The organism is Vibrio sp. B4-6 (genome assembly GCF_963888245.1).
Lineage (GTDB): Bacteria > Pseudomonadota > Gammaproteobacteria > Enterobacterales > Vibrionaceae > Vibrio > Vibrio anguillarum.
This window is the reverse complement of sequence record NZ_CAWPIM010000011.1, coordinates 369,435-382,027: the sequence shown is the minus strand read 5'-3', so window position 1 is coordinate 382,027 and position 12,593 is coordinate 369,435. Positions and strand designations below refer to the sequence as shown.

At 47.3% G+C, this 12,593-nt stretch carries 12 protein-coding genes; all 12 read right to left on the bottom strand.

The features are described 5' to 3' along the window. Positions 1-22: 22 nt before the first annotated feature. Positions 23-433, bottom strand: a complete 411-nt coding sequence (fliN, locus tag AACV20_RS04725; RefSeq protein WP_013856318.1) for a flagellar motor switch protein FliN — start codon at positions 431-433, stop codon at positions 23-25. A gap of 17 nt (positions 434-450) precedes the next feature. Then, on the bottom strand, positions 451-1,503 hold the full coding sequence (fliM, locus tag AACV20_RS04720) for a flagellar motor switch protein FliM (RefSeq protein WP_013856317.1): 1,053 nt from the start codon (positions 1,501-1,503) through the stop codon (positions 451-453). Between the two features lie 7 nt (positions 1,504-1,510). Beyond that, positions 1,511-2,011: a flagellar basal body-associated protein FliL gene (gene fliL, locus AACV20_RS04715; RefSeq protein WP_017045735.1), complete on the bottom strand. Its 501-nt coding sequence runs from the start codon at positions 2,009-2,011 to the stop codon at positions 1,511-1,513. Between the two features lie 33 nt (positions 2,012-2,044). Next, entirely contained in the window at positions 2,045-4,090 is a 2,046-nt protein-coding gene (locus AACV20_RS04710; protein WP_170906953.1) for a flagellar hook-length control protein FliK, read from the bottom strand. A gap of 172 nt (positions 4,091-4,262) precedes the next feature. Then, positions 4,263-4,715, bottom strand: coding sequence for a flagellar export protein FliJ (gene fliJ, locus AACV20_RS04705; RefSeq protein WP_013856313.1), 453 nt, complete (start codon positions 4,713-4,715; stop codon positions 4,263-4,265). 3 nt (positions 4,716-4,718) lie between these two features. Further along, positions 4,719-6,041, bottom strand: a complete 1,323-nt coding sequence (gene fliI, locus AACV20_RS04700; protein ID WP_013856312.1) for a flagellar protein export ATPase FliI — start codon at positions 6,039-6,041, stop codon at positions 4,719-4,721. After that, positions 6,041-6,844, bottom strand: a complete 804-nt coding sequence (gene fliH / locus AACV20_RS04695) for a flagellar assembly protein FliH (RefSeq protein ID WP_094131604.1) — start codon at positions 6,842-6,844, stop codon at positions 6,041-6,043. Before fliH ends, fliI begins: the two co-directional genes overlap by 1 nt. A gap of 30 nt (positions 6,845-6,874) precedes the next feature. Then, positions 6,875-7,924, bottom strand: a complete 1,050-nt coding sequence (fliG, locus tag AACV20_RS04690; protein WP_013856310.1) for a flagellar motor switch protein FliG — start codon at positions 7,922-7,924, stop codon at positions 6,875-6,877. Next, positions 7,917-9,659: a flagellar basal-body MS-ring/collar protein FliF gene (fliF, locus tag AACV20_RS04685; RefSeq protein WP_013856309.1), complete on the bottom strand. Its 1,743-nt coding sequence runs from the start codon at positions 9,657-9,659 to the stop codon at positions 7,917-7,919. The genes fliG and fliF overlap by 8 nt, the downstream gene beginning before the upstream one ends. A 14-nt stretch (positions 9,660-9,673) precedes the next feature. Next, positions 9,674-9,985 (bottom strand): flagellar hook-basal body complex protein FliE, encoded by a 312-nt coding sequence (gene fliE, locus AACV20_RS04680; RefSeq protein WP_026028064.1) that lies wholly within the window; start codon positions 9,983-9,985, stop codon positions 9,674-9,676. An 84-nt stretch (positions 9,986-10,069) separates the two neighbouring features. Beyond that, entirely contained in the window at positions 10,070-11,479 is a 1,410-nt protein-coding gene (locus AACV20_RS04675; protein WP_170907021.1) for a sigma-54-dependent transcriptional regulator, read from the bottom strand. After that, positions 11,479-12,537: a sensor histidine kinase gene (locus AACV20_RS04670; RefSeq protein ID WP_013856306.1), complete on the bottom strand. Its 1,059-nt coding sequence runs from the start codon at positions 12,535-12,537 to the stop codon at positions 11,479-11,481. The genes AACV20_RS04675 and AACV20_RS04670 overlap by 1 nt, the downstream gene beginning before the upstream one ends. Positions 12,538-12,593 lie beyond the last annotated feature (56 nt).

Here is a 12,593-nt window from a genome sequence, read left to right as displayed (position 1 = left end):
TTTTTCGTAAGCTGACGTTATGCTAACGCAGCTTTTTAATACGCTCAGTCTGGCTGATTACATCGGTTAAACGAATACCGAATTTATCGTTAACCACTACCACTTCTCCATGAGCAATCAAGGTGCCGTTCACCATCACATCCAATGACTCACCCGCGATGCGATCAAGCTCAACCACCGAGCCTTGGTTCAATTGCAGTAAGTTACGAATGCTGATCTTCGAACGCCCCACTTCCATCGAAATGGTCACCGGAATGTCCATGATCGTATCAAGTTTGCGGCGCTCATCTTCGGTGATCGGTGGTGAAGTGTCTTTTAATTCATCAAGAGGCGCGGCCAGAACTTCATCTACATCAATACTAGGCGCGGATGGGTCTTCCCCTAATGCGGCTGCCCATTCGTCTGCCAATCTTTGGTCGTCACTTGGTTCCATCTTCGTTACCTACTCTATTATTCTTCGTTATCTTCTTCGTCATCATCTTCAAATTCAGACATGATGTCTTTACCTAAAAAGGCGAGATCCGTTTTTACTACATCAGGGCGTTTAATTTTTTCAGAGACTTGAACCGCCAGTTTTTCACCAGAGCGGCCCATTTTCACTCGGTAAGTAGGCAGCTCTTCAACAAACATCGTTGCGTTTTTGGGCATTTTAATTGGGATGATATCGCCTACTTGTAGATCCATTAAGTCACGCAATGAAATGTCTTGTTCTAATAAATTGACTCGGAAATTGACGGGTACATCCATGATCTCTTCGCGCAGTGCAGAACTCCAACGTACATCGGTTTCCATTTTATCCGACTGAACACCCGCATCGAGTAACTCACGAATGGGTTCAACCATCGAATAAGGCATGACCACGTGGAAATCGCCGCCGCCGCCATCGACTTCGATATGAAACGAGCTCACTACGATCACTTCCGTTGGGCTGACGATGTTAGCCATACTTGGGTTCACTTCTGAATCCAAATATTCAAACTCAACGCCCATCACCGGTGACCAAGCTTCTTTGTAGTCACCGAAAACAATTTTTAACAGTAATTGAATGACACGTCGTTCTGTTGGCGTAAATTCGCGCCCTTCAATTCGAGCGTGGAAACGGCCATCGCCACCAAAAAAATTCTCTACCAAAATGAACACCAAGCGCGCTTCCATCGTGACCAACGCGGTCCCTTTTAACGGACGAAAACGCACCATGTTCAAACTAGTCGGAACATAAAGCGTATTTTGGTATTCACCAAACTTCATCATCTGTACGCCGTTGATCGACACTTCAGCCGTTTTACGCAGCATGTTGAACAAACTAATACGCATGTGACGAGCAAAACGTTCGTTGATAAGCTCCAGCGTAGGCATGCGCCCACGGACAATACGGTCTTGTGAAGAGAAGTCAAAGTTAATCGCCGATTTATCGGCAACATCGTCATCGTCTTCCGCCTCATCAACACTGTCTACACCATGAAGCAGGGCATCAATTTCGTCTTGGCTTAATAAATCAGTCACTTCTCACCTACTGCATTACAAAATCGGTAAACAACACTTTTTCGATCACAGGTTGCCCAACCGCTTTAGTGAGTGCCGCTTTAATGTCATCGGTCGCCTTATCTCTCAGCTCAATTCGCCCGGTAGGGCTACGAAGCTGTTCCACAGTGGCAGACGCAAAAGTGGCCAGTAAAGAGCTTTCCACTAAAGGTGAATGGTAACGTGCAAGGCTTTCGTTTTCTGAACCTCGCACCATCAACTGCACTTTGATTTGCACCAAACGATCTTTCTTATCACCTGTGACGTTAAACACAAACGGCTGTGCAATATTAACGTAAGCCACAGGATCCGTTGGCAAAGCTTGCTGCGCTGCGGGGGCTTGCTCACTCGTGGCTTCACCCTCATCTCCGCTCATCAAAAAGAAAGCTGCACCACCACCACCAAGCAGTAACACTACGGCAGCAATAATGATAATCAGCAGTTTTTTCTTCCCTTTGGGGGCTTCCGCGCCTAACTCTTCATCGGCCATAATGTTCTCTATGTCGTTATTTTTAATATTAGTTTAAGCGTAATAACTGATTCCATCACGCTTTGATGCGACATTCAAATCAAGTTTGACGTCTGTATCAAGGTTTTCTTCGTCTAAATAGCTTCCGTTGCGCGCCAATTGACCAGATTGGGCATCCCCGTCGGCAGTGTAGCGCGCTTGTTGCTGACCAGCGCTCTGTTGTTGGACAGAGGTCTCACCCAACTGCACACCTTGTTGTGCCAACATTTCTCGTAGCCTTGGCATAGATTGTTCAATCACATCACGTGCTTGATGGTTAGCGACCGTAAAATGAACCGTCGTATGATCACCATTCATATTCATACGAATTTGTAAACGCCCCAATTCCGGTGGATCTAAGCGAATATCGACATGTTTAAGGTTTTTCGACATCATCATTTGCAGCCGCTCCGCCATTTGCTCACTGGCCATTTCTCGGTTAAGTAACAAAGGAGGCTGTTGCGCGGCTTGCAAGTTGTCAGCACGGCTCTGCGTCGCGTTCAAACCATGTTGCCCCAAAGCACTCGAAAGCTGCTGCGCTAATGTGCCCTCTTTTGGCTCTTGAGCCGACCCTGCATCATTCACACCCGATAACGCTTTCGCGCCTAATCCGGCTTTGAATAGCGCGGGGTTGAGTGGCAATTCTGCATGGGTTGCAGCTGGTATCGCGGCCGCATTCGCTAACTGTTGTATTTGTACATTGGATAACTCATTGCTTGCTGTCACAAGAGGTGACGATGCTAGTGCGGCTTTATCTGCCGCCGCGGCAGCCTGCATGGTTTGAGATTGTTGCTGAGCTAAGGCTTGCTGAACAGAATGGGCTAATGAAACCGGCGTATTTTTACCCTTGAGGACCGTTTCACTTTGTGCCACGTCTAGAGGTAATGCTTGCCCTTCGGCAACAACTGTGTTCGCCCAAGGAATGGCAGCGGCAGTCAATAACGCCTCTGTGGGCAGTCCTTGCTGATCATTTTCCGAATCGGTTTGAGGTGTATTCGTAGATGGAGAGAGTGGCAACTTGCCCTCTGCTAAATTTGTTGTCAATTGTGAATCAAGTGCTTGCGCTTCAACCAAAGGTGATGGCTCTATGGGCATGGTGTTGTCACTTTTTGCCACCGCGTTAACTGCTGCATCGCCAACTTCAGTTGTGGCAAGTAAAGTGGCCTCATCTTCTATCGCTTGCGACAAAGCGCTTGCTTGCACTGACTTTGTATCTTGAGGCGGCTGAATGAATTTTCGGACTGATTCCGGCAGGATGAGTTCACCATTCTCTTCAGTCTCTGCGTTTAAGCTTGATGCCGTAGGTGAACCTTCCGCAGCCATCAAACGCTCTTTGCCCTGCTGAATAGGCAGCACACGCTCTGCATCTTGTTCCGTGATGTGCTGATCAGATAATGGAGCTTGCTCATTCACTGACGCCGGTGCTACTGGTTCAGTAGTGGGTTTAGCGAATGCATCCTGTGCTGATATTTGCGCAGCCGCTGGCGCTTTTTGCTCCACTTGATCCGAGGAGTCACCTGCGTTGTCGTCGATTTGCACGTCTACCGGATGAGTGTTTTGTGGCAAGGTTTTGCCGTTTTGGTCAGCAAGTGCTTGATTGGCGCTATTTAAACGGCCAAGGATTTCATCGCCATCGCTCATCACTTGTGCTGTTTTCTGCTGAAGAGCGGAGTCATCAACCTCTGCTGAAGGGGGTGATTTTGTTTGCGCGGTATCAACATCGGCCTCTTCACTCAATGCCTCACCAAGTTCTTTATCTAACAAGGCATCGCTACTTTGGGCTGCCACGTCATCGGTGAGCACAGCTCCCTCATCAAGCGCCTTAAAGTCAGTTTCTGCCGAAGATTCAGTGCTACGACCCATAATGAGGGCGGTCAGTTTTTCAAAAAAACCTTGAGATTCAGAACCTTCACTCACCGCATCAGAGCCTGCTTTACTCACGCTGGCCATTTTAGAGGTGTCGGATGGTGTTGTAATATTTACATTCATATCCATGATGCTCGCACTAAAAACAGAGGATGACGCGGATTCATTATTGGCCAGTAAGTCATGTTTCATCATTTTTTGACGATGGCGCAGTGGATTAACCTAATGAACTCCGTGATTAGTCAGAAGCAAGAAATGAGCCAAGCCTTCAATATCGATAAGAAAGTATGACACCCATCTTATTGGACACGTTGACGACTTGAGGCGTCAGTGACTTAAAACTTATTTTGATTAAAACTTATGTTGCTTAAAACTTGTGTTGATTAGAACGTTGCCGACTAAAGAGCAGTGTAGAAAACTCATCCATCTGCTTTTGCTCTCGTTTATCTTGCAGACGTTGCGCTTCTATCTGTTTTTTTTCAATGAGCCATTCGTAAGAGCGTCGCTGTTTTCTCACTTCCATCCAATGCTCTTGGCAGTTATCTACCTGATTTTTGAAGTGTTGTTCTGCATCTCTTTGTTTGACAAGGGTTTCATCTAACTGGGTAAGAAATCGGTTTAAGTGTCCATATTGGCTCGCCGTCAAACCTGACATGCCGCGCTCCATAAGCTGCTGACAATAATCAAGACGATATTGCTCAATCTGCGCCAACTGCTTGTAATAACTCTCTAGCTCATCACGCGATTTAGATAACGCCATCACGGCTTTTTCTTCTTTGTCTTTGGCTTGATCAAGCAGAAACTCGAGTGCGTTATCCATCGATTACCCCACTTGCAAAACGTGCTTGAGCATATTGACGCACATGTCGTAAGGAACCGAATCCTTCATCCCTTGCTGCAAATATTCATCCAGCCTAGGTTTTAGCGTAAATGCACTGTCAATCGCAGGGTCCGTCCCCGGCTTGTAAGCACCGATAGAGACGAGATCTTGATTTTTCCGGCAGATGGAGAGTATTTGACGCACCGCTTTCGACATCAACAGATGTTCATCGGTGGTGATTTGTGGCATAACACGACTGACCGATTTCTCTACATCAATCGCTGGGTAATGTCCGGCATCAGCCATTTCACGTGATAAAACAATGTGACCATCAAGAATGGCTCGCGATGCATCAGCGATCGGGTCTTGTAGATCATCCCCCTCGGTGAGCACGGTAAAGAAAGCGGTAATCGATCCTTGGTGAGGACCGCCATTTCCCGCTCGTTCAACCAAGGCGGGCAGTTTAGCAAACACCGATGGCGGATAACCTTTTGTGGCTGGCGGCTCACCCACAGATAACGCAATTTCACGTTGCGCTTGGGCAAAACGAGTCAACGAGTCCATTAGTAGCAATACATCTAACCCTTGATCACGAAAGTATTCCGCAATCGCTAACGCGGTTTGACAGCCTTTTAAACGCATCAGCGGTGAGGAGTCCGCAGGCGCGGCTACTACAACTGAACGTTGACGTCCATCAACGCCTAAAATCTCTTCTATAAACTCTTTTACTTCGCGGCCACGTTCACCAATCAGCCCCACCACCACCACTTGAGCGGTTGTGCCACGAGTCATCATGCCAAGCGTTACCGACTTACCGACACCAGAACCGGCAAATAAACCAATCCGCTGCCCTTTACCCACCGTCAGTAAACCGTTGATCGCTTTTAGGCCAACGTCCAGAGGTTCTGTTATGGGTTTGCGAGCTAATGGATTGATGGGGTCAGCATTAAACGATGCGCGCTTTTCGGTATAAATAGGCCCCAGCCCATCGAGTGGATTACCGACACCATCAATCACCCGTCCAAGCAGCTCCATCCCGACTGGTAGGCCAGCGTCCCCTGTCATTGGGGTAACTTTAGCTCCGGGCAGTACGCCTGTTATCTGTTCGCTGGGCATCAGATAGAGGTTATCGCCAGAAAAGCCAACCACTTCCGCTTCCATTTCTCCGGACATGGTTTCTACTTTACATAAGCTACCAATAGGGGCTTTACAACCGGTAGCCTCAAGGGTTAAACCAACCACACGGACCAGTTTGCCAGATGCCATTGGGCGGCAGGTTAACCCTTCGGTTTTATATTGACTAAGGCGATCGGCAAGAGACAACACTATTGATCACCTTGTTGGTGACGATTGGTGCCACAAAAACTTTTCAACACGCTACGAATGCGATCTTCCATTCGATAATTCACACTCGATTCACCTGCTTCAATCTGGACGTCACCGCGATTTAATGCCGGCTCTTTGACCAATGTCCAGTTTCGGAAATCCAGCTCTTTTTCGCCATAAGCAGAATGAATCACTTCAACATCTTCTGGATGGAGTTTTAATGTGATGGCATGACCGGATACAGGCAGGGATTCAACCGACGATTTGATGGTATCTAAGATCACTTGCGGATTAGTTTGTACCTCAACGTGAACGACTTCTTTGACCAAGGTTAAAACCATATCGACCAGCTGTTTTTCGACTTGGGCATTCATCAACTCTAGCGGTTGAGCAAATTGATTGGCAAGACCAACGAAAATATCAACCTGCTGCTGGATGAGGGTTTGCCCTTCAGCGACACCCTCGGTTTTGCCTTGCTCAACACCTTCTTGGTGTCCTGCAATCAGCCCTTCTTCTTTGCCTTTTTCATAGCCTTGTTTGAATCCGGCTTCTTGGCCTTGGTGCAAACCTTCTTGATAAGCCCCTTGTTTGATCTGGCCAATCTCTTCTTCGCTGAGTTGCAGCGGCTCTTCGACCACTGGCTCATCAAAACTTGGCATCCAACCGGGGTCGTAGTTCATTGCCGTTTCTTTGGCTTTTTTATTGATCTCTGCGCCGTAGTCCGGCAACCCCCACTTTTTGGCTTGTTCAATATTAGCGTCTGCATCTAAACGTAAAAAGCCGCGTTTTCTTTCTCCAGACATAATGCTACCTATTGTTGAGTCAGGGTTAGATTATAAGAATTCGTCTGCGCCGCCAGACAGCATAATTTCGCCACTGTCGGCCATACGACGTGCAATCGCCAGAATCTCTTTTTGCGCCGCTTCGACATCTGATACTTTAATCGGAGGCATGGCTTCCAGATCATCTTTCATCATCTCAGCTGCACGTTTTGACATGTTTTTGAAGATCTTCTCGCGCAATGCGTCATCAGCACCTTTAAGTGCTTTTTGCAGTACATCTTGCGGTACATCACGCAGCAATTTTTGAATGCCTTGGTCGTCCACTTCGACTAAGTTCTCGAACACGAACATCAGATCTTGGATCTGCGTTGCCATGTCTTCATCTTGCTCACGCATCTGATCCATGAGGATGCCTTCGATATTGTTATCGAGGTAGTTCATGATATCAGCCGCGGCTTTCAAGCCACCAATTTTCGCCGCTTGCGCGCCCGCTTGACCGGCAAATTGTTTCTCCATGATTTCATTCAACTCAGCCAATGCCGAAGGTTGTACTTCTTCAAGGTTGGCAATGCGCATTAATAAGTCTAAACGGTCACGTTCAGCAAACTGTGCCAAAATTTCAGCCGATTGATCCGGTTCTAAATACGATAAAACAATGGTTTGGATTTGTGGGTGTTCATTAACAATGATGCTCGCCACTTGTCGTGGGTCCATCCATTTCAATGAATCCAACCCTTTTGAACCCGTGCCAAGCAAAATTTGATCGACCAAGTTATTGGCTTTATCGGCACCTAATGCAGCGATAAGCGCGTTACGCATAAAGTCTTCGCTGCCCATACCGATATTGGTGTATTTCTGAATATCTTCGAGGAAAGCACGATGCACCGCGCCGACTTTCTCTTGGCTAAGCTCTTTCGCTTTCGCCATCGCGCTACCGACTCGTTGTACCTGTTTAGGTTCAAGATGGCGGATGATGCCAGCGGCGTCCTCTTCGTTTAAGCTCAACAACAAAATAGCCGCTTTTTCATCACCAGAAATTGTTGAAATATCAACCGATGATTCTGTCACTTCTGTTCCACTCTTATTTTTATTATCAGGCATTTTGCATCCAATTCTTCACTACTTGAGCCGCAAGTTCAGGCTCATTGGCCACCAGAGCACGCACCGCTTTCAGTACATCCTCATCCTTGTGTAAGTTTGGCAAATCAATACCGGAACCAAACTCAAAGAGATCACCGCCGTCAATACCACTGCCAATTAAACTGGTTTCACCATCAGCACCAATGGGTAAACCATCAGGTCCGTACATTGGGTCATCATCATCCGCAGCAGGGTTGAGCAGTTTTTTCAGCGCAGGGCGAACCAGCACCAGCACCACAACCACAATAACCAAGGCACTAGCAAACCAGCGTACCCAATCGTTGAAGTTTGGATGCTCCCAAATAGGGACATCAACCATTGATTCAACTTCAGGCACGGCAAATTGCATGCTCAAGACATTCAACAAATCGCCACGGTTTTCATCAAAGCCAACCGTCCCAATCAATACTTGTCGCACGGCGCTAATTTCACTTTCGCTCAAGGGAGTATAGGTGACTTCGCCAGTCTCTGGGTTAACCGATGGTCGGTTTTTAATCGCCACCGCAACGGTCTGACGATTCACCACACCCGATTGTTTGCGTTCATGACTGATGGTGGTATCGAGTTCAAAATTGCGCGTGGCTTCTTTGTGCACAGAACCTTGCCCAAGAACCGAGCCATCTTTCATCTGCGCGACGTCTTGTGGGATCGAAGCATCCGCAGGTGGCTGATTACTTAATGCACCTGGAACGCCAGCCACCACATTGCCGTTGTTATAGTCTTCAAGCGTATATTCGCTGCGTGTCGCTGGCGTATTCGGGTCAAAGCGTTTACGCGTTTGTTCAATGGCACTGAAATCCAGTTGGATATCCACTTGGGCGGTGTAATTACCAAAACCTAGAATAGGGATTAATACCGAATCAATTTTGTCACGCAGCGCCTCTTCTTGCTTGCGTTCAAGTTCTTGTTCTTTACGACGGGCTGACGACACAGGATCTTGAGAGCCTGAGCTAAGCAGCCGACCATGTTGATCAGTCACGGTAATTCGATTGGGTTTCATCCCTGGCACGGCACTGGCGACCATATCGACAATAGAGTCGACCTCTTCTTGTTTAAGGTTCGCGCCAGTTCGCAAGGTAAGAAATACGGAGGCAGAAGCATCTTGGTTATGACGAACAAATACGCTTTGCTTAGGCAGCGCCAATAACACACGAGCTTTGTTGACGAGCTTCATCTCTTCAATCGCTTTCGCAAGCTGACGTTCACGGCTAAGTTTAAGGCGCTCTTGCTCAAGGCGCTGAGAAACACCAAAGCCCATGTCTTGCATCAAGATTTCATCGCCCGCTTGCTTGTTTTGATTTAACCCTGCACGGACGAGGTTGAGTTTTAAGCTGTTGTATTCACTGGATGGCACTAAGATAGTATTACCATCTAATTTATAGGTCAGTTTCTGCTGATCAAGATAATCGAGGACAGGAATAAGTTCTTCGGTTTCATAAGCGCCAAGCGGGCGCATTTCAGGTTCTCGAACCCAAAAGAACAACATGACAATCAGTGCCACACAGATGGAAATAGAGAGGACTAACACCACCTGGCGCAACAAGTCCAAGTCGCCCATCGCAAAATCACTTTTGGATGAACTCTTCTCTTCAAGATCTGGGTTTTGCGTGTCCATGTCTAGATCTGAGCTCGCCATTAAAGCGTGGTCAGAACCACTGGTCACGGTAAGATCGGTTGTTTGCTTATCTTCTGCCACGGCGGCTACCTAATTTATACGGGCATATTCATGAGTTCTTTGTAGGCGTCGACAAGTTTATTTCGAACTTGAATCGTCGCTTCAAAGGCTACACTCGACTTGTTACGAGCAATCATCACATCCGATAGTGAGACATTTTCATCTCCCCGATCAAAGCGGGTTTGTAAATTACCTGAGGTCTTTTGCAAACTGTTCACGTTATTAATGGCTTTGGAAAGCATGTCGCCAAAATCAGCACTCACACTTTGTCCAGTTGCCGTAGGACGAGCATTGGTTGCTTCCAACATCATTGTTTGCATTTCGCTGTTTAAACCATCAAGTCTCATTGCTACCTCTAACGCCAAATCTTTGACTGCTGTGCTGCTTCTTTCTGTGATGCAGCAATTTATATGCCATCACCCACTTTGGGGTTAATTCGGGATATCAATTCCTGCATCACGCATTTTTGCTAATTTATAACGCAGTGTCCTAGGGCTAATTCCGAGCTTATCTGCCATCTCTTTACGGCGGCCTTGGCACTCGACTAAAGTATCCATGATAATGGTGTACTCTTGATCTCTCAGCTCATCACCCAATGCAGCGCCATTGTTATTAAACAGCTTGTTCACTTCGGCTTGTGCTACAGGCTTAATCTCTGGTGTGGCAATATCGCTGCGCTCTACGACTTGTTGCAGGCCGCTAGCATCTTGCCAATCAACCCCTTCCAACAAGATATGTTCACTTGCAATGTCTCCTTGCTCGCTCAAGATCAGCGCGCGTTGCACGACGTTATCAAGTTCACGGACGTTGCCCGGCCAAGCGTAACTAAGCAACTTGTTAATGGCTTGCGGCGCGATACGAGGCACAGGTAAACCAAGCTTAGTGCAGTGACGCTCTACAAGGTGGTGAGCCAGCGGTTCAATATCCCCTTTGCGGTCACGTAGCGCTGGCCATGAGATTGGGAAGACGTTGAGGCGATAATATAAATCATCACGGAAATTGCCTTCCTGCACATACTGCTTTAGGTCGCGGTTGCTGGTCGCCAATACGCGGACATCAAGCTTAATGCTTTTACGCCCCCCCAAGCGTTCCACTTCACGCTCTTGGAGTACACGCAGCAGTTTTGCTTGTAGGTTCAGATCCATCTCGCTGATCTCATCGAGTAAAATGGTCCCACCTTGTGCTTGTTCAAATTTACCCGGACAAGCTTGTACCGCACCTGTAAATGCCCCTTTTTCATAACCAAATAAGGTGGCTTCGAGCATGTTGTCTGGAATGGCGGCGCAGTTGATCGCCACAAATGGCCCATCTTTACGCGGAGATGAGTTATGAATGTAGCGAGACATAACCTCTTTTCCTGAGCCGCTTGGGCCCAAAATCATGACGTTAGCATCGGTTTTTGCCACTTTGTCGGCAAGTGACAATAAGCGCAGGCTTTTCTCATCGGCAACAATCGCATCACCATTATCATCCGATTTCACTGGCGCGTAACGGCTAACCATGTTGAGTAGCACTTCGGGGGCAAAGGGTTTTGCCATGTAATCAATGGCGCCCTCTTTCATCGCCGAGACCGCATCTTCAATATTGGCGTACGCCGTCATCAGCAACACGGGTAAATTGGGCCAGTGCTGTTTGATGTTGCGCAGCAATGCAAGGCCACCCATGCCAGCCATTTGAACGTCAGAGACAACAATATCAACAGGATGTGCTTTGAGTTTAATCAGTGCATCTTCGGCGCAATCAGCTTCCAGCCATTCATAACCGGCCAGCGCCAAAGTATCGACTAACGCTTCGCGTAGACCTTCATCATCTTCAACGATTAAGACTTTGCTTTGAGCCATCATCCTTCTCCAGTCTCTGTTGGTGAAGAAGGGGCATGACGCTCGAGTGGAATGCACATAGTAAAGCAAGCACCCTCCCCTTCTTCTGAAATTAATTCCAATCGCCCATCATGGGCGCGGCAGACCATTTGTACCACAGCTAACCCTAACCCCGTTCCTTGTGAGCGAGTGGTAAAAAACGGTTCCATAATTTTACTTTGCAGCGCAGCAGGGACTCCCGGGCCACTGTCTTGTACCGAGATTTTCAGCTCACCATTTACCGGGCGAAAAAAGACATCAATTTGCGACGCCTTACCCGCAATTTGTATTGCGTTCATCACTAAGTTACTCAGTGCAGAGGCAATGGCATTTGCATTGCCTAACACCACTGTCCCTTCTTGTTCCACTTCCTGATGATAATCAATTGCGCTATTTTTTAATGCCGTTTCCACCATGGGAACAAATTCGCTGACCAAGTCTGTCACTGTAAACGGCTGAATGACTTTATTGTCACCACCTTTGGCAAACAACAACATATCATTGACTTGTTTTTCAAGATCATGAAGCCTATCCATCAGCTTAGACTGAAAACGCTCTCTTGTAGCGTTTGGCAAGTTAGGCGCACCTAAATTTGAGGCATAGAGCATGGCACTGGATAACGGTGTGCGAACTTGGTGTGCCAAAGACGCCACCATTCGACCGAGTGAGGATAAGCGCTGTAAATCACTGATGCGTGATTGAAGTAACCGAGTTTCGGTTAAATCGGTGATTAATATCAATTGGCCTGTTGCTGATGCTGAAATGGCTAATCTAACTTTACGACCATTGCGCAGCGAGATTTCATGCCCATCATCTTCTCTCGGCGCAAAAGCACTTTGAATGACGGAATACCATTTTTCACCCGCCAATGGGACTTGCAATAACCGCTGAGCTTCAGGGTTAGCTTCTCTGACTACGCCTTGAGTATCGAGCAAAATGACGCCAGCAGGCATCACATCAAGAACCTGTTTATAGCGCTCAACTTGATCCTCTACAGAATCTAAGTGAGATTGATTAATGGGTGTGTCAGGAGACTGCATGTCGAAATTCTACCTATAAAACAACAATAGCCTAACACGCAAAATACATGCCAGGC